Source organism: Streptomyces sp. NPDC048295 (assembly GCF_040652135.1).
In the GTDB taxonomy this organism is placed as follows: Bacteria; Actinomycetota; Actinomycetes; order Streptomycetales; family Streptomycetaceae; genus Streptomyces.
This window is the reverse complement of sequence record NZ_JBEZLL010000012.1, coordinates 53,810-73,345: the sequence shown is the minus strand read 5'-3', so window position 1 is coordinate 73,345 and position 19,536 is coordinate 53,810. Positions and strand designations below refer to the sequence as shown.

Annotated in this window: 19 protein-coding genes; 8 read left to right on the top strand and 11 right to left on the bottom strand. The window is 72.1% G+C overall.

Annotation, left to right across the window (positions count from 1 at the left end; all coding sequences use genetic code 11):
- Positions 1-15: 15 nt before the first annotated feature.
- The 3 genes from AB0D53_RS19385 to AB0D53_RS19375 form a co-directional block, all read right to left on the bottom strand.
- A complete protein-coding gene (locus AB0D53_RS19385) occupies positions 16-375 on the bottom strand; it encodes a hypothetical protein (protein ID WP_362447856.1) in 360 nt (119 codons plus the stop codon).
- Entirely contained in the window at positions 372-1,013 is a 642-nt protein-coding gene (locus AB0D53_RS19380; protein WP_362447853.1) for a GNAT family protein, read from the bottom strand. The genes AB0D53_RS19385 and AB0D53_RS19380 overlap by 4 nt, the downstream gene beginning before the upstream one ends.
- Positions 1,014-1,097: 84 nt before the next feature.
- Positions 1,098-1,553: a MarR family transcriptional regulator gene (locus tag AB0D53_RS19375; RefSeq protein ID WP_072489137.1), complete on the bottom strand. Its 456-nt coding sequence runs from the start codon at positions 1,551-1,553 to the stop codon at positions 1,098-1,100.
- Positions 1,554-1,712: 159 nt separating this feature from the next.
- On the opposite strand from AB0D53_RS19375, the gene AB0D53_RS19370 reads away from it, so the two are divergent.
- A complete protein-coding gene (locus AB0D53_RS19370; RefSeq protein WP_362447849.1) occupies positions 1,713-3,155 on the top strand; it encodes an MFS transporter in 1,443 nt (480 codons plus the stop codon).
- Between the two features lie 260 nt (positions 3,156-3,415).
- On the top strand, positions 3,416-4,186 hold the full coding sequence (locus AB0D53_RS19365; protein ID WP_362447846.1) for a hypothetical protein: 771 nt from the start codon (positions 3,416-3,418) through the stop codon (positions 4,184-4,186).
- Positions 4,187-4,209: 23 nt separating this feature from the next.
- Here the strand turns inward: AB0D53_RS19365 and AB0D53_RS19360 are convergent, their stop codons facing one another.
- Together AB0D53_RS19360 and AB0D53_RS19355 are read right to left on the bottom strand one after the other, a co-directional pair.
- Entirely contained in the window at positions 4,210-4,917 is a 708-nt protein-coding gene (locus AB0D53_RS19360; protein WP_362447843.1) for a phenylalanine--tRNA ligase beta subunit-related protein, read from the bottom strand.
- Positions 4,918-4,971: 54 nt separating this feature from the next.
- A complete protein-coding gene (locus AB0D53_RS19355) occupies positions 4,972-5,808 on the bottom strand; it encodes an EamA family transporter (RefSeq protein ID WP_362447840.1) in 837 nt (278 codons plus the stop codon).
- A gap of 117 nt (positions 5,809-5,925) precedes the next feature.
- On the opposite strand from AB0D53_RS19355, the gene AB0D53_RS19350 reads away from it, so the two are divergent.
- Positions 5,926-6,510: an XRE family transcriptional regulator gene (locus AB0D53_RS19350; protein ID WP_362447837.1), complete on the top strand. Its 585-nt coding sequence runs from the start codon at positions 5,926-5,928 to the stop codon at positions 6,508-6,510.
- Between the two features lie 80 nt (positions 6,511-6,590).
- Here AB0D53_RS19350 and AB0D53_RS19345 read toward each other — a convergent pair whose 3' ends face one another.
- Genes AB0D53_RS19345 through AB0D53_RS19330 form a run of 4 tightly spaced genes read right to left on the bottom strand, consistent with a single transcriptional unit; the run spans position 6,591 to position 12,423 of the window.
- The gene (locus AB0D53_RS19345) at positions 6,591-7,757 is read right to left on the bottom strand and encodes an acyl-CoA dehydrogenase family protein (RefSeq protein WP_362447834.1); all 1,167 of its coding nucleotides are present in this window, start codon (positions 7,755-7,757) and stop codon (positions 6,591-6,593) included.
- 31 nt (positions 7,758-7,788) lie between these two features.
- A complete protein-coding gene (locus AB0D53_RS19340; RefSeq protein WP_362447831.1) occupies positions 7,789-8,730 on the bottom strand; it encodes a hydroxymethylglutaryl-CoA lyase in 942 nt (313 codons plus the stop codon).
- The gene (locus AB0D53_RS19335) at positions 8,727-10,802 is read right to left on the bottom strand and encodes a biotin carboxylase N-terminal domain-containing protein (protein ID WP_362448242.1); all 2,076 of its coding nucleotides are present in this window, start codon (positions 10,800-10,802) and stop codon (positions 8,727-8,729) included. Before AB0D53_RS19335 ends, AB0D53_RS19340 begins: the two co-directional genes overlap by 4 nt.
- Positions 10,803-10,815: 13 nt before the next feature.
- Positions 10,816-12,423, bottom strand: a complete 1,608-nt coding sequence (locus AB0D53_RS19330) for a carboxyl transferase domain-containing protein (protein WP_266418906.1) — start codon at positions 12,421-12,423, stop codon at positions 10,816-10,818.
- Positions 12,424-12,647: 224 nt separating this feature from the next.
- Here AB0D53_RS19330 and AB0D53_RS19325 point away from each other — a divergent pair, with 224 nt between their 5' ends.
- The 5 genes from AB0D53_RS19325 to AB0D53_RS19305 all read left to right on the top strand — a co-directional run bounded on the left by AB0D53_RS19325 (position 12,648) and on the right by AB0D53_RS19305 (position 17,571).
- Entirely contained in the window at positions 12,648-12,833 is a 186-nt protein-coding gene (locus AB0D53_RS19325) for a DUF418 domain-containing protein (protein WP_362447827.1), read from the top strand.
- Positions 12,834-12,856: 23 nt separating this feature from the next.
- Entirely contained in the window at positions 12,857-13,462 is a 606-nt protein-coding gene (locus tag AB0D53_RS19320; RefSeq protein ID WP_362447824.1) for a TetR/AcrR family transcriptional regulator, read from the top strand.
- 195 nt (positions 13,463-13,657) lie between these two features.
- Positions 13,658-15,127, top strand: a complete 1,470-nt coding sequence (locus AB0D53_RS19315; RefSeq protein WP_362447820.1) for a glycosyltransferase — start codon at positions 13,658-13,660, stop codon at positions 15,125-15,127.
- A 68-nt stretch (positions 15,128-15,195) separates the two neighbouring features.
- Entirely contained in the window at positions 15,196-16,710 is a 1,515-nt protein-coding gene (locus AB0D53_RS19310) for a DUF6056 family protein (RefSeq protein ID WP_362447817.1), read from the top strand.
- A 75-nt stretch (positions 16,711-16,785) separates the two neighbouring features.
- A complete protein-coding gene (locus AB0D53_RS19305) occupies positions 16,786-17,571 on the top strand; it encodes a phosphatase (RefSeq protein WP_362447814.1) in 786 nt (261 codons plus the stop codon).
- Between the two features lie 43 nt (positions 17,572-17,614).
- Here AB0D53_RS19305 and AB0D53_RS19300 read toward each other — a convergent pair whose 3' ends face one another.
- Together AB0D53_RS19300 and AB0D53_RS19295 are read right to left on the bottom strand one after the other, a co-directional pair.
- Entirely contained in the window at positions 17,615-18,613 is a 999-nt protein-coding gene (locus tag AB0D53_RS19300) for a cation diffusion facilitator family transporter (protein WP_362447811.1), read from the bottom strand.
- A gap of 38 nt (positions 18,614-18,651) precedes the next feature.
- Positions 18,652-19,527, bottom strand: coding sequence for an acyl-CoA thioesterase II (locus tag AB0D53_RS19295; RefSeq protein ID WP_362447808.1), 876 nt, complete (start codon positions 19,525-19,527; stop codon positions 18,652-18,654).
- Positions 19,528-19,536: the final 9 nt, after the last annotated feature.

Genomic DNA, 19,536 nt, shown 5'->3' with positions numbered 1-19,536 from the left:
GGCCGCCGCCTCCGGTCACCAGACCAGGACCCCGCCGCCCACCGACCGGGCCCGCAGCGCGGCCCGGGTGATGTTGGCGAGCCGGGCCGCCACGTAGTCCTCCCGGTAGCCGCTGTGCGCGCCGAGCTCCGCCGTGTGCCCGCTCAGCAGCTCGCACTCGGCGAGGAACTCCTCGATGTCCTCCGGCTGTACGTAGAGGTCGTCGGCGGCCAGCTCGGGAAGGAACCGGGCCCCGAGCGCACGGGCGAGCTCCGAGCCCCAGAGCCTGGTCCGGCTGCTCTCGAACCCGGCCATGTCGCCGCCGTCCTCGGGGTCGTCGAGCAGCCGCAGCTTCCCCGGCTCGTCGTAGACGAAGGTGTGCACCAGCAGCGTCATGCCCCGAACTCCGTCCGGCAGCCGTCGAGTCCCTCGACGGTGACCTCGATGCTCCGGCACTCCTCCCAGCGCGCCCGGTCCATCCGCAGCCGGCGCAGGACGGCCGGCGCTCCCCGTACGGCGGCGACGGTGGTGCCGTCCGGCAGATAGCCGAGCCGGTGCGAGACGCCCAGCGAACGCGGGTTGTCGGTCATCGCGGCCGACACCGCGGTCCGGGCCCCGAGACCGGCGAAGGCGAGATGCAGGACGGCGGCCCGCATCTCGGTGCCGATGCCCCGGCCCTGGTGGGCGAGGCCCAGCCACGACCCGGTGCTGACCTGGCCGGTCACGGCGAAGTCCCTCGCCATCAGGTCCTGCCGCCCGACCACCCGGCCCTCGCACAGCACGGCCAGGCTCAGCGCCCAGTCCCGTACCGACCAGTCGGCGACGGTGGACAGTACGTGCTGGAACACCACCTTGCCGCGTTCCGCGGGCGGTACGGCGGTCCAGGGCACCGTGAACGGCATCTCGTCCGGCGCGTGCACCCCGTCGGCGGCGACCGACGCGAGCTCGTCCAGCAACTCCAGGTTGGGGAGGCGCAGTTCCAGTCGGGGCGTGCGGAGGCGGAGCCCGTAAAGGGGCCAGTGCTGTGGCTTCATGGGCGGACTCTGCCGCGTGGCGCGGCACGCTGTCGAACGGATTGCCGGCCCGGCCGCAGTGCGGACCGGGCGGACCGCGAACCGTCAGGGGCGGGGCCAGGGGCGGCCGCCCAGGCGCTCGATGTCGGTGTTGAAGCGCCTCAGATAGGCGGCGAAGCCGGAGATGTCCTCGTCCGACCAGTTGGCCATGACCCGCTCCAGCGAGCGGACCAGGCCCTCGCGTTCCGCGTCGAGCATGCGGGCGCCCTCGTCGGTGATCCGGAACTTGCGGGCCATGCCGCCCTCGGGGTCCGGGATGCGTTCCACGAGTCCGGCGCGCATGGCCGCCGCGGTCTGCCGGTTGAGGGTGGAGGCGTCGAGCCCGAAGGCGTCGCTGAGCTCACCGATCGACATCGGACCCTGGATACGGACACGGCTGAGCAGGATGTAGGCGCTGTGGTCCATCAGGCCGTCCTTGCGACGGCCGCCCTTGTTCTGCAGGAGGCCGTGGCGGCTGAGGAGCATCTGCTCGTACTCGACCTCGTGGGTGGGCCTGGTCATGCGCCTGCCGCCTCCTGCTGTCGTCCGGGCGTCCCGGCGTGTTTCCGAATGTGGGCTTCCATTCTCCCACAGGCCCGTGCAAGGTACATATAACGTGCCTGATACATAAAGTATGTATGATGCATACTCTTCTTCCGATACACACCCGAGGAGTCCCGGATGGGTGCCCCCCAGCCATCAACCCGCACCGGCGGCGTCGTCGCCACACTGGCCATCGCCGGTGTCACGGCGGCGATCATGCAGACCCTGGTCACCCCGCTCATCGCGGAGCTGCCGCAGATCCTGAGCACCACCCCCTCGAACGCGGCATGGGTGATCACCGTCACCCTGCTGGTGTCCGCCGTCTGCGTGCCCGTCTCCGGACGTCTGGGCGACATGGTCGGCAAGCGCCGGATGCTTCTCGTGTGCTCCGTGCCGCTGATAGTCGGCTCGGTGGTGTGTGCGCTCTCCTCGTCCGTCGTCCCCATGATCGTCGGCCGCGGTCTGCAGGGCATGGGCATGGGTGTGCTGCCGCTCGGCATCGCCCTGCTGCGTGACGTGGTCCCGGCGGAGAAGCTCAGCTCCTCCATCGCGCTGGTCAGCGCCTCCATGGGCATCGGCGGCGCACTCGGCCTGCCGATCGCCGCGGCGGTCGCCCAGTACACGGACTGGCGGGTGCTGTTCTGGGGCTCGGCCGGCCTCGCCACCGTGGTCGCGGCGCTGATCTGGTTCCTGATCCCCGACGTGCCGGCCGGCGCCAAGGGCCAGCGGTTCGACCTGCTCGGCGCGCTCGGCCTCGGGGCGGGTCTGGTCTGCCTGCTGCTCGCGGTCTCCAAGGGTGCCGACTGGGGCTGGGGCTCGGCCACCACGCTCGGCCTGTTCGCCGGCGCCGTCGTGGTGCTGCTCGCCTGGGGCCTGTGGGAGCTGCGTACCCGGGACCCGCTGGTGGACCTGCGCACCACCGCGCGTCCCCGGGTGCTGATGACCAACCTCGCCTCCGTCTTCGTCGGCTTCGGCATGTACGCCAGCATGCTGATCGCGCCGCAGCTCCTTCAGTTCCCCTCCGCCACCGGCTACGGCCTGGGCCAGTCGATGCTCGCGGCGGGCCTGTGGCTGGCGCCCGGTGGGATCATGATGATGATCGTCTCCCCGCTCGGCGGAAAGCTCGTCGACGCCCGGGGCCCGAAGTTCACCCTGGTCTGCGGCATCCTGGTCATCGCGGCCGGTTACGGCCTGGCGCTGGTGCTCATGGGCTCCGCATGGGGCCTGATGGTGGTCTCCATGGTGACCAGCAGCGGTGTCGGCCTGGCGTACGGTGCGATGCCCGCGCTGATCATGGGCTCGGTCCCGCTGTCCGAGACCGCCGCCGCCAACGGCTTCAACACGCTCATGCGCTCCCTCGGCACGTCGATCGGCGCCGCGGTGATCGGCGTGGTCCTCTCGCAGATGACCGTCACCATGGGCGGCCACACCCTCACCTCCGAGAGCGGCTTCCGTACCGGACTCCTGGTCGGCTGCGGCGTCGCCCTGGTCGCGGCGGTGATCGCCGCCGCCATCCCGGCCGCGCGCCGCGTGGAGGCCGACGCCGATGCCGCTGTGGAACAGGTCGCGGTCAAGGCCTGACCGGTGGCTCGCACGACGATGCCCCGTGCCCGTGGCTGCGGAGAACGAGCGGGTCTCCGGTCCGGGCGGCACACGGGCCGACGGCATCGTGGGCAGCACCATCCGTCAACCGGCGTCGCACCGGCGCCGGTTGACGTAGCCGCTTGACGGAGCCGGCCCGGATCTTCGTGCCGGGCCGGCCGGCCGCGCCGGCGGCCCCTCCCGGTAAGGTGGCGACCTTCGGACGGCGTCAGCCTCCGGAGCCCCGAAGGCGAACGTCCATGACGTACTCCCTGCCGCATCCCGCCCGCCGTCGCCTCGACGCCGCACTGGACGGCCTCACGAGCACCTTCCGCGGAATGACCGCCCACCCCGACGAGCACAACTGCGAGTGCCACTGGGGCAGCGCCGAGGAGCTCGCCCGGCTCAAGGCCCCGGACGTCGAGCTGGACCACGATCTCCTGCAGCGCACCTGGCGGGCTCCCGACTGGAGCGACCACGCGTCGGTGCTGCGCCGGATACTCCCTCAGTTCGCCCGGTCCCTCGTCGCGGGACGCGTCGAACCCTTCCTCGGCCCGGAGGAGATCGGCCGTGCGTTCGACCGTGGCCACTGGCAGCAGTGGCCCGACGAACAGGCCGCGGCGGTAAAGGAGTTCCTCCACGCCTGGTGGTCCCACACGCTCACCGACCCGGCCCCGGCCGTCCCGGCCCACGAACTCCTCGCCCTGGTCGTCGAGGCATCCGGCACGCTCACCCCGTGGCTCACCCACTGGGAGGCGCAGACCGGCACCACGGCCACCCGGCACCTCGCCGAGGCCGTCGACCACTGGGAGTACCACCTCCTCGGCGACAAACTCCCCTGGGACGCCTGGGGCGTCTGGGACGACGAGGGCGAGAAGTACGCCGAACTGACGGCCTGGGTGCTGGACCACGCCCGGCCCCGCCTCGTCGCCCACGGCGCACCCGACGAACTGCTCCACCGGATACGGCTCATCGGCCTCACCGGCCCTGCCCGCTGGGAGGACCCGCACTGGCCCTGTCACCGCTACTGACGCAAGCGGGCCCGCCCGGCAGGTCAGACGGTGACCCGGGGCTGCGCCGGGCCGAGGTGGTGCACCGCGGTCCGTTCGGCGTGCGGGGCGAGCAGGTCCCGCAACTCCCCGGCCGCGGCGGTGAGGAGCCGGCCGTCGCGGGCGGCGTGGAGGGTTTCGAGGAGGAAGGCGACGCGGGTGGAGTCCTCGGTGACGCGGGTGCGGTGGGCATCCCGGTGGTTCCAGTGGCGGGTCAGGACATCGGTGGTGTCCGCGTAGACGATCTCGCCGGGCTTCGGGTTCTCGACGGTGTCCGGTTCGCCGAGCGGGGTGAAGGACTCGGTGCCGTCCGCCCGGCGGATGACGACCTCGCCGGTGACCCGGTCCAGGTCGAAGGCCCCGGCGGGCAGGCCGTTGCGGACGGAGACGACGTTGTAGGAGTCGACGGCCGGGTTGATGCGCGGCAGGGTGCCCTTCTTGGCGAGGCGGCGGCCGAGCGCGTCGACGCTGGGGCGGATCCGGCGCGGGTTGGTGCCGAAGGAGCGGTAGGCGGTGTGCCAGGCCTCGATCCGGGGGTCGGTCTCGTCGGCGGGCTGCCAGCTTCCGTCGGCGAGCCGCTGTTCCAGGTCCGCCAGGGCGGCGGCGGTGTCGGGCCAGGGCTCGTGGCCGCGCAGGCCGGTGGCGGTGACCAGGGCGACGAGGGTGTCGGGGAAGGCTTCGGCGACGGCGGGGGAGAGGTGGAAGGAGGGCATGGCGGATTCCTTGGTGCGGCGGGTTGAGGTGAGGCGGTGGGCGGTGTGCCCGGGTCAGGTCAGGGCGAGGAGGCCGACGGCGACGGCGGCGGTGCCCAGGCCGACGAGCTGGCCGCGGTGGATGCGTTCGGCGAGCACGCTCCGGGCGAGCAGGACCGTACCCGCGGGGTAGAGGGCGGTGATCACGGCGACGACGGTGAGGTCCCCGCTGCGGGCGGCGAGCAGGAACATCAGGTTCGCCAGGGAGTCCAGCATGCCCGCGGTCGCCGACATCGCGTACGCGGGCCGCTCGGAGCCCAGCCTGCGGTGCAGCAGCCCCGCCGCGGCCAGGGTGATGGCCGAGGAGACCGCCCGGCCCACGATCAGCGGGGCCACCCCGCTGTCGGACGGTGCCTGGTGCAGGAAGACCAGCTGGAGCGCGATGGCGGTGCCCGCGCCGAAGGCCAGCAGCAACGCGGTACGGGAAGGGCGTGCCATCTCCGCGCCGCGTCCGGCGCTGACCAGCACCACCGCCGCCAGCGCGAGCGGCAGGCCCACCAGCCCGGCGGCGCCCAGGTGCTCGCCCTGCGTCAGCCCCACGCCGACCGGCAGTGCGGCGGAGACCAGCGCGGTGACGGGCGAGAGCACGTTCATCGGGCCGATCGCCAGGGTCCGGTAGAGCATGGCGAACGCGGCGGCCGAGGCGACCCCCGACGCCGCCCCCCAGCCGAGGGCACCGGCACCGAACGAGGCGCCGAGGAGCGGCCACAGCAGCAGCTCGACCGCGAGGCTGGCCGGCGCCGCGATCATCACGGTGCGCAGCACGTGTGCCTTGCGGGCGCCGAGGCCGCCGAGGAAGTCGGCGCACCCGTAGGCGAGTGAGCTGCCCAGGGCGAGCAGCAGAGCAAGCACAGCACATCCCTTACCATTCAATGGAACGACCGCACCGTACAACGGACCGACCGGGTTGTGTCAACCAACCGACCGTACGGTGCATTGAAGTGTTCCACTTGCAAGGATGGTGATCAGGTGGCCGAGACGGCCGCAGCCCTGCGGACGGTCGCGCACAATGTCCGGGCGGCCCGCACCCGCGCCGGCCTGTCGCTGGAGGAGCTCAGCCGGCGCGCCCAGGTCAGCAAGGGCGCCCTGGTGGGGCTGGAGAAGGCCCAGGGCAACCCCAACCTGGCCACCCTGGTCCGGCTGGCCGACACCCTCGGCATCTCGGTCTCCGCCCTGATGCAGGGGCCTCCCGAGGGGCGGGTCCGCGTCGTGACCGCCGACGCCGTGGCCCCGCTGTGGACCGGAGCGAAGGGCAGCGAGGCCCGGCTCGTACTGACGACCTCGGGGCCGGCCCCCGTCGAGCTCTGGCGCTGGCGGCTGCAACCGGGCGAGGAGTACCCCAGCCATCCCCATCAGGCCGGGGTCGTGGAGACCGTCAGTGTCACCTCCGGCCGGATGACCCTGGTCGTCGACGGCACCGAGCACCCCCTCGAAGCGGGCCAGACCGCCACGTTCGACGGCGACACCCCGCACGCCTACCGGGGCGCGGGCACCGAACCCTGCGCCTTGATCATGACCGTCCACCTGCCGGCCGGCCCCGCCGCCACGGGCTGAGCGGCCGGGCGGATCGCCGGGCGGTTCCGGGCCGGCCGGCCACCCGTCCGCCCCGTCCGCCCGGCCCGTGCCTCGTCCGGTCAGGCCGGGAGGCCCAGCTCACGGGCGATCAGCATCCGCTGGACCTCGCTCGTGCCCTCGCCGATCTCCAGGATCTTGGAGTCGCGCCACATCCTGGCGACCGGGTACTCGTTCATGAAGCCGTAGCCGCCGTGGATCTGGGTCGCCTCGCGGGCGTTGTCCACCGCCACCGTCGAGGAGTACAGCTTCGCGATCGCCGCCTCCTTCTTGAACGGCTCGCCCGCCAGCATGCGCGAGGCCGCGTCGCGCCAGCCGACGCGGGCCATGTGGGCGCGCATCTCCATGTCCGCGATCTTGAACTGGATGGCCTGGTTGGCGCCGATCGGCTTGCCGAACGCATGGCGCTCGGCGGCGTACTTCACCGACTCGTCGACGCAGCCCTGCGCGAGGCCCGTGGACAGCGCGGAGATGGCGATCCGGCCCTCGTCCAGGATGCGCAGGAACTGGGCGTAGCCACGGCCCTCCTCGCCCAGCAGGTTCTCCAGCGGGACGCGGACATCGGTGAAGGACAGCTCGCGGGTGTCCGAGGCGTTCCAGCCGACCTTGGAGTACGGGGCGGCGACGGTGAAACCGGGGGTGCCGGACGGCACGATGATCGAGGAGATGAGCGGGGCGCCGTTCTCCTTGCGGCCGGTGACCGCCGTCACCGTGACCAGCTCCGTGATGTCCGTACCGGAGTTGGTGATGAAGCACTTGGAGCCGTTGATCACCCACTCGCCGGTGGCCTCGTCGCGCACCGCCGTCGTCCGGGTGCCGCCCGCGTCCGAGCCGCAGTCCGGCTCGGTCAGGCCGAACGCGCCGAGCGCCTCGCCCGAGCAGAGCCTCGGCAGCCACCGCTGCTTCTGCTCCTCGGTGCCGAAGCGGTGTACGGGCATCGCGCCGAGCGAGACCCCGGCCTCCAGCGTGATCGCCACGGAGGAGTCGACCCGGGCCAGCTCCTCCAGGGCGATCCCGAGGGCGAGGTAGTCGCCGCCCATGCCGCCGTACTCCTCCGGGAACGGCAGCCCGAACAGGCCCATCCGCCCCATCTCCCGCACGATCTCGTACGGGAACTCGTGCCGTTCGTAGAAGTCGCCGATCTTCGGCGCGACGACGTCGTGCGCGAACTCCTCGACGGTGCGCCGCAGTTCCTCGTGCTCGGCGGTCAGCCGGTGGTCCAGGGACATGGCAGGGGTCACTCCTTGTGGGGACGGGTGTCTATCGCACCGAGAGCGCGCGGACGGTACGGGACGGGCTGGGTCGGCCCAGTTGATCGGCGAGCCACACGCTGGTGGCGGTGAGCGCGTCGAGATCGACCCCGGTTTCGATGCCGAGGCCCTGGAGCATCCACACGAGGTCTTCGGTGGCGAGGTTTCCGGTGGCGCTCTTCGCGTACGGGCAGCCGCCGAGGCCGCCCGCGGAGGCGTCCACCGTGGTCACCCCGTGCCGGAGCGCGGCGAGGGTGTTGGAGAGGGCCTGGCCGTACGTGTCGTGGAAGTGCACGCCGATGGTGTCGGTGGGCACGCCCTCCTCGTTCAGCCCGGTGAGCAGGGCCTGCACATGGCCGGGTGTGGCGACGCCGATGGTGTCGCCGAGGGAGAGCTCGTCGCAGCCGAGGTCCATCAGCGCCCTGGCCACCCGCACGACCTGGTGGACGGGGACGGGCCCCTCCCACGGGTCGCCGAAGCACATCGACAGATAGCCGCGGACATGCACCTTCTCCGCCCTGGCGCGTGCCACGACCGGCTCGAACATGGCGAGCGACTCGTCGACGGTGCGATTGAGGTTGCGGGCGGCGAACGTCTCGGTCGCGGAGCCGAACACGGCGATCCGGCGGGCACCGAGCGCCAGCGCCCGGTCCAGGCCGCGTTCGTTCGGTACGAGGACCGGCAGGGCGACGCCGTCGATGTCGGCTAGACGGGGGAACAGGTCCTCGGCGTCGGCCAGTTGGGGCACCCACTTGGGGTGCACGAAGCTGGTCGCCTCGACGGTGGTCAGGCCCGAGGCGGCCAGCCGGTGGATGAACTCCGCCTTCACCGCGGTCGGTACGACGGTCTTCTCGTTCTGCAGCCCGTCGCGGGCGCCGACCTCGTGGATGCGGACCCGGGCGGGCAGATCCTGGGCCGGCACGGTCATGGGCAGGGTGCGCGATGTCGTCATGCCTCCTCCCCGGGAGCCTCGACGGGGGCGACCACGGCCAGGACCTGGTCCATGGCGACCGTGGTACCGGCGCTGACGTCCAGTTCGGTCACGGTCCCGGCGTGCGGGGCGGAGATGACGTGTTCCATCTTCATCGCCTCGACGACGAGCAGGCTCTGGCCGGCCGCGACCTCGTCCCCGACCGCCACCTTCACCACGGTGACCGTCCCGGGCATGGGCGCGGCGAGGGTGTCCGCACCGGAACGGCCCGCGCCGGCCAGCGACGCCGCCACCGGGTCGTGATCCTGTACGTGCCAGCTGTCGCCGTCCCGGCCCAGCCACACACCGTCCGGGGAGGGGGCGTGGGTGAACGCGTGGGTGACACCGGCGAGTTCGATCGAGAGGCGGGGCCCGGAGACCTCCACCAGCCTGGCCGTCTCCCGGCCGCCCGGCAGCGGGGCCAGCGGACCGCACGCCCCCGTCACGGGCTCCGGCGGCTGTGCGCCCTCACCGACATGGCCGAACGTCAGCTCCGTACCGGCCGGGCAGGAGCGCAGCGAGACCTGCACCGGGTCGTGGCCCGGCAGCCGGAAGCCGAGCACCGTGCGGGCCGGAGTGCCGCCGAGCCGCCAGCCGCTCGCCACCGAGAACGGGTCGACCCAGCCGGCGGGGGAGGCGGCGGGGGCCGTGGACCGCAGCAGCGCCGCCGCCGCGTACACCTCCTCGGGCACGCCCTCCGGCACCAGGCCGTCCACCTCGCGCTCCACCAGGCCGGTGTCCAGATCGCCCGCCACCACCGCCGGGTGGGCGAGCAGCCGGCGCAGGAAGCCCGCGTTGGTCGGGACGCCGAGGATCACCGTGTCCGCGAGCGCCGCCCGCAGTCGGCGCAGGGCCGTGGCGCGGTCGGGACCGTACGCGATGACCTTCGACAGCATCGGGTCGTACAGGCTGCCGACCTCGCCGCCCTCGGCGAGCCCGGAGTCCGTCCGCGCCCCGTTGCCCTGCGGCTCGTGCAGTGCGAGGACCGTGCCGCCCGAGGGCAGGAAGCCGCGCGCCGGGTCCTCGGCGCAGACCCGGGCCTCGACGGCATGGCCGGTGAGGGTGATGTCCTGCTGGCCGTAGGGGAGTTGCTCGCCCGCCGCGACCCTCAGCTGCCACTCCACCAGGTCCAGGCCGGTGATCAGCTCGGTGACCGGGTGCTCGACCTGGAGGCGGGTGTTCATCTCCATGAAGAAGTACGAGGCGGGGTCGTTGCCCGGGACGATGAACTCCACCGTGCCCGCGCCCACGTAGCCGCAGGAGCGGGCCGCCTGGACGGCCGCCTCGCCCATCGCCGCCCGGGTCTCCTCGTCGAGCAGGACCGAGGGCGCCTCCTCGATGATCTTCTGGTGGCGGCGCTGGAGCGAGCACTCGCGCTCGCCGAGGTGGACCACGTTGCCGTGGGCGTCGGCCAGCACCTGGATCTCGATGTGGCGCGGGCGGTCGATCCACCGCTCCACCAGCAGGGTGTCGTCGCCGAACGAGGCCCGCGCCTCGCGCCGCGCGGCCGCGATCTCGTCCCCGAGCAGGGTCTCGTCGCGCACCAGCCGCATGCCCTTGCCGCCGCCGCCCGCCGAGGGCTTCAGCAGCACCGGCATCCCGATCTCGCGGGCCGCGTCGACCAGCAGGTCGTCGGTGAGCCCGCTCCCGGACGAGCCGGGCACCACCGGAACCCCGGCCGCCGCGACCGTCTCCTTGGCCCGGATCTTGTCGCCCATCAGGGTGATGGCGGAGGCGGGCGGGCCGATGAAGACCAGCCCCGCCTCGGCGCACGCCCGCGCGAAGCCCGCGTTCTCGGCGAGGAACCCGTATCCCGGGTGGACCGCCTGCGCACCGGTGCGGCGGGCCGCGTCCAGCAGCGCGGGCACGCTCAGATAGCTCATGGCGGCCGGGGCGGGCCCGATCCGTACCGCCGTGTCGGCCTCCCGGACGTGCCGGGCGTCCGCGTCCGCGTCGCTGAAGACGGCGACCGAGCGGACGCCCAGCTCCCGCAGCGTGCGGATGACACGTACCGCGATCTCGCCGCGGTTGGCGACCAGAACCGTGTCGAACATCGTCATCTGTTCCTCACATCCGGAAGACGCCGAAGCCGGCATCGCCCAAGGGGGCGTTGGCGCAGGCGGTCAGAGCGAGTCCCAGCACCTGCCGGGTCTCCAGCGGGTCGATCACACCGTCGTCCCAGAGCCGGGCCGTGGCGTAGTACGCGTTGCCCTGCGTCTCGTACTGCTCGCGGATCGGGGCCTTGAAGGCCTCCTCGTCCGCCGTGCTCCAGTCGTCGCCCAGCTGATCGCGCTTGACCGTCGCGAGGACGGACGCGGCCTGCTCGCCGCCCATGACCGAGATCTTCGCGTTGGGCCACATCCACAGGAAGCGGGGGGAGTAGGCCCGGCCGCACATGGAGTAGTTGCCCGCGCCGTACGAACCGCCGACCACCACGGTCAGCTTCGGGACACGGGTGCAGGCGACCGCCGTCACCATCTTGGCGCCGTGCTTGGCGATGCCGCCGGCCTCGTAGTCCCGGCCCACCATGAAGCCGGAGATGTTCTGCAGGAAGACCAGCGGGATGCCGCGCTGGTCGCACAGTTCGATGAAGTGGGCGCCCTTCTGGGCCGACTCGGAGAACAGGATGCCGTTGTTGGCGACGATGCCGACGGGGTGGCCGTGGATGTGGGCGAAGCCGGTGATCAGCGTCGTCCCGTACTCGGCCTTGAACTCGGCGAACCGGGAGCCGTCGACGACCCGGGCGATCACCTCCCGTACGTCGTACGGGGTGCGGGAGTCGACCGGGACGGCGCCGTACAGACCCGCGGGGTCGACCTTCGGCTCGTCGACGGGCCGCACGGACCACGGCAGCGCGCCCCGGTCCGGCAGGGTGGCCACGATGTTCCGCACGATCCGCAGCGCGTGCGCGTCGTCCTCGGCGAGATGGTCGGTCACCCCCGACGTACGGGAGTGCACCTCGCCGCCGCCCAGCTCCTCGGCGGTCACGACCTCGCCGGTCGCGGCCTTCACCAGCGGCGGCCCGCCCAGGAAGATCGTGCCCTGGTTGCGGACGATCACGGCCTCGTCGCTCATCGCGGGGACGTACGCCCCGCCCGCCGTGCACGAGCCCAGCACCGCGGCGATCTGCGGAATGCCGGCCCCCGACATCCGGGCCTGGTTGTAGAAGATCCGCCCGAAGTGCTCCCGGTCGGGGAAGACCTCGTCCTGCATCGGCAGGAAGGCACCGCCCGAGTCGACGAGATAGAGGCAGGGGAGACGATTCTCCAGCGCCACCTCCTGGGCGCGGAGGTGCTTCTTCACCGTCATCGGGTAGTACGTGCCGCCCTTGACGGTCGCGTCATTGGCGACGATCACGCACTCCCGGCCGCTGACCCGGCCGATCCCGGCGATCACCCCGGCCGCCGGGGCGGCGCCCCCGTACAGCCCCTCGGCCGCCAGCGGGGCCAGCTCCAGGAACGGGGAACCCGGATCGAGCAGGGTGTCCACCCGGTCCCTGGGCAGCAGCTTGCCGCGCGCCACATGCCGGGCGCGGGCCCTCTCACCCCCGCCGAGCCTGGCCGTGGCGAGCCGCTCACGCAGCTCGTCGGCGAGCGCGTGATGCGCCGCCTCGTTGGCCTTCCAGGCCTCGGAGGCGGGATCGGCCGCGCTCGCCAGCACCGGTGCCTGCTGCATCGTGTCGAGCCCCCTTGCCCGTACCGCAGTAGTTAGTGACCGTTAACGTCCGCCTTCAGGTTAACGAGCGCTAACAGGCTTGTCCAGGGTGGAATGCCGGGGCGGAATAATGGCCCGCGCCGCTCCCCGATCCGGGGCGGCGCCGGTCGCGGGCCGGTGATGACCTTCGGGGTGGGGCAAAAGGCGGATGGCACGGCAGTCGAGGACGGTGACGGGCGACGCGGGTGCGGGGGCGGCCGCTGTACGGCCGTACGGGTGCCGCGGCGGCGGTCGGCGGGGCGCTCGTGCTGTACGCAGGGCGGCTCGCGCTCGGCGGGTGGCTGATGCGCCGGTGCCGGCCCGGGCCGGTGGAGTGGCTGCTGCGCACGGTGACGCCGTGGGCGCGGCCCGCACCAGTTAACGTTCGCTAACCGGACTGTCTAGAATCGAATCCATGACCACGAGGACGGACGCCCCCACCCGCCGCGAGCAGATCCTCAAGGAGGCCGCCCGCCTCTTTGCCGAGCGCGGCTTCCACGGCGTCGGCGTCGACGAGATAGGTGCCGCCGTCGGCATCAGTGGCCCCGGGCTCTACCGGCACTTCCCCGGCAAGGACGCGATGCTCGCCGAGCTGCTGGTGGGGATCAGCGAGCGGCTGCTGGCGGGCGGGCAGCTGCGCGTGTCGGAGGACGCCGCCTGCGCGGGCGGCTCCCCGCGGGCCCTGCTCGACGCGCTCATCGAGGGGCACATCGACTTCGCCCTCGACGACCGCCCCCTGATCACCCTCCACGACCGCGAGCTGGACCGGCTGCGGGACGCCGACCGCAAGCGGGTCCGCCAGCTCCAGCGGCAGTACGTCGAGGTGTGGGTGGAGGTGGTCCGCGAGATGTACCCGGACCTGCCCGAGCACGAGGCCCGCGCCGCCGTCCACGCCGTCTTCGGCCTGCTGAACTCGACCCCGCACCTGGGCCGCCCCGGCGCGCAGCCGGACCGCGCGGACACGGCGGCGCTGCTGCACCGGCTGGCCCGCGGAGCGTTCGAGGCGGCGGCCCGCGCGTAGGGCGGCCGGGCGGGTGTCCGGCGGGTGTGTCCGCGGTTTTCGCCCGGCCTTGAATATATGAATTGATGCGAAAGGGATGAGGCGTCTCCTCATATTCCCTCTCCTTTTCCTCGAAGCGCTCCGTCGGACGCGGTGTCGCGAGGCCCTCAGGCTTATGGTTTGAGCTGTCCCGCCCACGCCTGATGGGGAATTTAAATGAAAACATGTCAGGTTTCGATCGTTGTCCCCTGTTTCAATGAGGACGAGGTCATCGAGGTATTCCACCGTGCGTTGATCTCCGCCCTCGAACCGACTCGGCGGACCTTCGAGATCTGTTATGTCGACGACGGCAGCAGCGACCTGACCAGGCATCGGATCGGTTCGCTCGCCACTGCGGACCGACGGGTCCGCTACACCTCCTTCAGCCGCAATTTCGGCAAGGAGGCCGCCATGCTCGCGGGACTGCGCATGTCCCGCGGTGACGCCGTCGTCCTCATGGACGCCGACCTCCAGCACCCGCCCGAACTGCTGCCGCGCATGCTGGAACTGCGGCAGCGCGGCTACGACCAGGTCGTCGCGCGGCGCGACCGCGCGGGCGAAGGCGTCCTGCGCACCTTTCTCAGCGCCCTCTACTACCGGGCCATGGGCCGGTGCATGGACATCGAGGTCGTCGACGGCGAGGGCGACTTCAGGCTGCTGTCGCGCACCGCCGTGGACGCCGTGCTCGCCCTGCCCGAGACCAACAGGTTCTCCAAAGGGATCTTCTCCTGGATCGGGTTCGACACCGTCGGCTTCACCTACCGGAACATCCAGCGCGCGGCGGGACGTTCGAAGTGGGGCGGCAGGCGCCTGTTCAACTACGGGATCGACGGGCTGATCTCCTTCAACAGCCATCCGCTGCGGCTGGCCATCCACATCGGCCTCGCGCTCGCGCTGGCGGCACTGGGATACGCCGTGTGGACCATCGTCGGCGTCGTGCTCCACGGTGTCGTCGTACCCGGCTACGCGACCCTGCTGACCGCCATCGTGGCGCTCGGCGGAATCCAGCTCGCCACGCTCGGCGTCATCGGCGAATACGTGGGACGGATCTACTCCGAGTCGAAACGCCGCCCGCACTACCTGGTGCGGGAGACGAGCGAATCCCCGCACGTCCGCCCGGTCGACATCCCGGCCGGGGCGCGTTCGGACCCGTCCGCCCCCGGGGGCGGGAGGCCGTCGGTGCGACGCACCGGGGCGACCGCGCTCGGGGCGTCGAGGAGGCGCACCCTGCGCCAGTTCATCGAATTCGGGATGATCGGAATCATCAATACGGCGGTATATCTGGCGGTGTACGCCTCGCTGAATTCCTGGATTCCCTATCTGGCCGCACACGTCATCGGATACACGGTCAGCGTCGTGGGATCATTCCTGCTCAACTCCTGCATCACCTGCCGGACGAAGCCGACCTGGCACGCCTTCGTCCGGTATCCGCTGTCGAGCGTCGTCAATCTCGTACTCACCGGAATTCTCCTCTACCTCGGCGTGAGCAGGCTGGGCATGGACAAGAACATCGCCGCCGTGGCCGCGGGGATCCTCGCCACCCCCTTCTCGTTCCTGCTCGCCCGCTGGGCCATCGACTCCGGTGCCGCCCTCGCCCGGCAGGGCGGCGGCCCGGCCGGGAGCAGTACCGGACACACCACACCGTGAACCCACCGCCCGAGCCTCCAGACCCTGTCGTCAAGGACACGCGCAACGTACGAAGGGCACCAGTGCACATGACCACGGACACCTCGAAATCCGCCGGCACGCAGGCCGAGGGGGAGCAATCCCCCGGGCCGGAACCCGGTCGGCCCCCCGCACGGCGGTGGGCGGCGATCGGGACGTCGGGCCTTGCCCTGCTGCCGCTCGCCCTGCTCGGCGCGGCCTTCTGGATCGGCCGGCTGGTCCGCCCGGGAGGGGACGACTGGTGCTTCCTCCCGGTCGTACGGGACGGGGGCGCCTCCGGGATGATCGGGAAGTTCTTCCTCCACGACAACGGACGCATCGCCAACGCGCTGCTCGTCATCGGGTACGGAGCCTTCGGCGTCCCGGGCCAGCAATGGTTCGCCCTGGTCAGCGGGGTGCTCATGCTCGGCATCCTCTGGGCGCTGATCGCCTCCGCGCTCAAGCGGGCCGGACTGACCGCGCCGCGCGGGACGGCACTGCTGGTGGGCGCGACGACGGCGGCGCTCTTCTTCTTCGCGACGCCCAACCCGTACAAGGCGTTCTACTGGCCCGCCAACTCCGTCTCGCACACCGTCGCACCGGTGCTGGCCTGCGCCGCCGTGATCCCGCTGCTGCGCGCCCGGACGCGGCGGGGGCGCGACTTCGCGCTCGTCGTCGCGTACCTGGCGGGGATCTTCATCGGCACCCTGTCGGAGGAGACGGCGATCGTCGCGTTCGTCGTGCTCGCCACCGTCCTTCTGATGAGCCGGTGGGCCCTTCCCGGGACCGGCCGGACCCGTACGCGCATCTGGTGCATCGTCGCCTTCGCCGGGGTTGCCGCGGGGACGGCCATCCTGTACCTGTCGCCCGGCGCGCGCAGCCGGCGTGCACGGTTCGGTGCCGACAGCACCTCCATGCTCGGCCCGGAGGCACTGACCGGGGCGCTGCGGGCGTTCGCACACGTCCTGGCGACGGTCTTCACGACCTGGCAGTACCTGGGAGCGGTCGCCGTCGGCGTGCTGCTGGGCCTGCTGGTGCGCGGTGGCGAGCAGGGAACGGACGTGCCGGACGGGTCCCTGCGCCGCAGGCCGCTTCTCCTGCTTCTCGCCGGATTCCTCGCCTTCCTGGTCTCCGGCTACCTCTGCGTCGTCATCGTCTACCCCGCCTTCGGGGCGAGCGCGGGCGGTGCGTCGCGCATCTGGGGCGACTTCCTCCTGCTGTTCCTGCTGCTCCTGGTCGGTGCCGGGGCCCTGCTGGGGCGGCGGCTGCGGGCCCGCCGGTGGGGGATCCGTACGGTGACGGCGGGTGTCGCCGCCGCCATGTGCGCCGCCGCCTGCGTCGGCCTCGCCGTCCCGCTGCTCCGGCTGGAACGGCAGATGGAGGTGCGTGCCCAGCGGTGGGACCGTCAGGACCGCGCCCTGCGGGAGGGGGCGGCGCGCGGCGCCCGGGTGCTCCCGTACACGCCGGTGTCGGTCAGCGGGATGCTGGAGCCCTTCGGCAATAAAGGCCGGCGGGCGTGGCCGGCGAAGTGCGTCGCCCAGTACTACCACCTGGAGAAGATCACGCACTCGACCCGGCTGCCCTGAGCGGCGGCCGGGTCCGGTCCGTCCGTCGTGCGGGACACCCGGCACACTGCGCATCCCTGACGGCACAATGGGTTCATGCCGATACCGAGCCGTGCCGCCCTCGTCGAACACCTCGTCCGTACGCGTATAGCCGGAGACGTCGCCACCCCGCGCGACAACAACCTCTCCCACTACCGCAAGCTCGCCAACGGCGACCGCCACTACTGGCTGGGGCTGGAGCTCGGGGACCGGTGGCGCGACGAGCAGGACGTGCTGGCGGTGATGGCCGAGCGCTGCGGGGTCAGCGACGACCCGGAGCACCGGTTCGGGCAGGACACCATCGACCCGGAGCTGACGGTCGACGCGCTGGAGCGGATGGCGGCGCGGCTGCGGAAGGCCGTGGCGGGGGCGGAGCGGGTGCTGTTCGCGACCGGGCACCCGGGCGGGCTCCTCGACGTGCACCGGCAGACCGCGGCCGCGCTGCGGTCCGCCGGATGCGAGATCGTGACGATTCCCTCGGGGCTGATCGCCGACGAGGGCATGGTGTTCCAGTTCGCGGACGTCGCGGTGCAGGAGCGCGGCGCGACGCTCTGGCACACGCACTCGCCCGCCCCGATGGCCGCGATCCTGGACGGCCTGGAGCGGGAGGGCCGCCCGCTGCCGGACCTGGTGGTCGCCGACCACGGCTGGGCGGGGTGCGCGGCGCAGCGCGGGCTGGACGCGGTGGGGTACGCGGACTGCAACGACCCGGCGCTCTTCCTCGGCGAGGCGGAGGGGACGCTCCAGGTCGCCGTCCCGCTGGACGACCATGTGCTGGACCCGCGGTTCTACGACCCGATGACGGAGTATCTGCTGGACGCGGCGGGGCTGGCACAGAGCTGACCGGGGCCGGTCCGGGACCGCGGCTCCCGGCCGTGCGGCCGGGTCAGACCGGACCGGTGCCGGTGCCGGGCCCGCCCGGCCGCTGTCTCAGGCCCGGGGTGGGGTCCAGGTACACCCGGCGGACCGATGGATAGCGCTCGCGCACCTGCTCCTCGGCCTCCTCGCACGCCCACTCGATCTGGTCGGCGGTCGAGGCGTCCCGGAAGTCGATCTTCGCGGCGATCAGGATCTCGGCCGGGCCCTGGATGAGCGTGGTGAGTTCCAGTACCTCGATGATGTGCGGGACGGAGAGCAGTTCCTCGCGGATGCCGGCGCGCATCTCCTTCGGCACCGGGCGGCCGATCAGCAGCTGCGCGTTGGAGCGGCCCAGCACCCAGGCGACGTACACCAGCAGCAGGCCGATCAGGATCGACGCGATGCCGTCCCAGACCCCGGAACCGGTCAGCTCGCCGCCGAGCAGTCCGCCCGCGGCGAGCAGCAGGCCCACCAGCGCCGCGGAGTCCTCCATCACCACGGCCTTGACCGCGGTGTCGGGGGTGTGACGGAAGTAGTGCCCGACCGGTGCCCGCAGTCGGGCGGCCTCGCCGCGGACCTGGCGGAGCCCGGTGCGCAGCGAGTAGCCCTCCAGCAGGAAGGCCACCGCGAGCACGATGTACGAGACCAGCGGATCGCCGAGTTCCTCGCCCGCCACGAGGGTGTGGATGCCGTCGTACACGGAGAAGACCGCGCCGCCGACGAACGTGGCGACGGAGGCGAGCATCGCCCAGATGTAGCGCTCGGGGCCGTAGCCCAGCGGGTGTTCCTCGTCCGCGGGCTTCTCGCTGCGCTTCAGCGCGGTGAGCAGCAGCAGTTCGGTGACCGTGTCGGCGACCGAGTGCGCCGCCTCGGAGAGCATCGCGCTCGACCCGCTGATCAGCCCGGCGACCACCTTCGCCACGGCGATGCCGAGATTGGCGGCCGCCGCGACGACGACCGTGAACGCGGACTCCCCACCGCCGGACTTCGCGTCACCCGCCGTCTCGTCCATGGTCTTGTCGCCCATGGTGGGGAGTATGTCCGAATCGGTGGACTGCGGCCTGTTCAGTGCCGGGGGACGCGGACCACGCCCTCCTGGATGACGGTGATCGCCAGCCGGCCGTCCTGGGTGTGGATCCGGGCCTGGCCGAGCCCGCGCCCGCCGGAGGCGGACGGCGACTCCTGGTCGTACAGCAGCCATTCGTCGGCCCGGAACGGCCGGTGGAACCACATCGCGTGGTCCAGGCTCGCGCCGACCACGTCGCCGACCGCCCAGCCACCGCGCCCATGGGCCAGGAGCACCGAGTCGAGCAGAGTCATGTCGGAGACGTACGTCGCCATGCAGACGTGGAGCAGCGGATCGTCCGCGAGCTTGCCGTTGGTGCGGAACCACACCTGGGAGCGGGGCTCGCGCGGTTCGCCGACGCTGCCGAAGGGAGGGGCGTCCACATACCGCAGGTCGACCGCGGCCCGTGCCTCGATCAGCCGGTCCACGACGCCCGGCCTGCTGAAGCGGTCCGCGTACCGGGGCAGCATCTGCGCCGCGGTGGGCAGCGTCTCCGGGTCCGGGGCGGGCGGCATGGCCGCCTGGTGCTCCAGGCCCTCCTCGTACGTCTGGAACGAGGCCGAGAGATGGAAGATCGGCTGGCCGTGCTGGACGGCGACGACCCGCCTGGTGGTGAACGAGCGGCCGTCGCGGATGCGGTCGACGCTGTAGACGATCGGTGCGCCCGGGTCGCCCATCCGCAGGAAGTAGGAGTGCAGGGAGTGGGCGGCCCGGTCGGCGGGGACGGTGCGGCCCGCGGCGACCAGGGCCTGGGCCGCGACCTGGCCGCCGAAGACGCGGGGCACGACCGCCGACCGGCTCGTACCCCGGAAGATGTCCCGCTCGATCTGCTCCAGGTCGAGCAGATCGAGCAGGGAGTCGAGTGCTGCGCTCATGGAACGAAC

What these genes read in the sequence shown, in the direction of transcription:
- AB0D53_RS19385 (WP_362447856.1), bottom strand. Translation starts at nt 375, where the DNA reads ATGACGCTGCTGGTGCACACCTTCGTCTACGACGAGCCGGGGAAGCTG.
- AB0D53_RS19380 (WP_362447853.1), bottom strand. Translation starts at nt 1,013, where the DNA reads ATGAAGCCACAGCACTGGCCCCTTTACGGGCTCCGCCTCCGCACGCCC.
- AB0D53_RS19375 (WP_072489137.1), bottom strand. Translation starts at nt 1,553, where the DNA reads ATGACCAGGCCCACCCACGAGGTCGAGTACGAGCAGATGCTCCTCAGC.
- AB0D53_RS19370 (WP_362447849.1), top strand. Translation starts at nt 1,713, where the DNA reads ATGGGTGCCCCCCAGCCATCAACCCGCACCGGCGGCGTCGTCGCCACA.
- AB0D53_RS19365 (WP_362447846.1), top strand. Translation starts at nt 3,416, where the DNA reads ATGACGTACTCCCTGCCGCATCCCGCCCGCCGTCGCCTCGACGCCGCA.
- AB0D53_RS19360 (WP_362447843.1), bottom strand. Translation starts at nt 4,917, where the DNA reads ATGCCCTCCTTCCACCTCTCCCCCGCCGTCGCCGAAGCCTTCCCCGAC.
- AB0D53_RS19345 (WP_362447834.1), bottom strand. Translation starts at nt 7,757, where the DNA reads ATGTCCCTGGACCACCGGCTGACCGCCGAGCACGAGGAACTGCGGCGC.
- AB0D53_RS19340 (WP_362447831.1), bottom strand. Translation starts at nt 8,730, where the DNA reads ATGACGACATCGCGCACCCTGCCCATGACCGTGCCGGCCCAGGATCTG.
- AB0D53_RS19335 (WP_362448242.1), bottom strand. Translation starts at nt 10,802, where the DNA reads ATGTTCGACACGGTTCTGGTCGCCAACCGCGGCGAGATCGCGGTACGT.
- AB0D53_RS19330 (WP_266418906.1), bottom strand. Translation starts at nt 12,423, where the DNA reads ATGCAGCAGGCACCGGTGCTGGCGAGCGCGGCCGATCCCGCCTCCGAG.
- AB0D53_RS19320 (WP_362447824.1), top strand. Translation starts at nt 12,857, where the DNA reads ATGACCACGAGGACGGACGCCCCCACCCGCCGCGAGCAGATCCTCAAG.
- AB0D53_RS19315 (WP_362447820.1), top strand. Translation starts at nt 13,658, where the DNA reads ATGAAAACATGTCAGGTTTCGATCGTTGTCCCCTGTTTCAATGAGGAC.
- AB0D53_RS19310 (WP_362447817.1), top strand. Translation starts at nt 15,196, where the DNA reads ATGACCACGGACACCTCGAAATCCGCCGGCACGCAGGCCGAGGGGGAG.
- AB0D53_RS19305 (WP_362447814.1), top strand. Translation starts at nt 16,786, where the DNA reads ATGCCGATACCGAGCCGTGCCGCCCTCGTCGAACACCTCGTCCGTACG.
- AB0D53_RS19300 (WP_362447811.1), bottom strand. Translation starts at nt 18,613, where the DNA reads ATGGGCGACAAGACCATGGACGAGACGGCGGGTGACGCGAAGTCCGGC.
- AB0D53_RS19295 (WP_362447808.1), bottom strand. Translation starts at nt 19,527, where the DNA reads ATGAGCGCAGCACTCGACTCCCTGCTCGATCTGCTCGACCTGGAGCAG.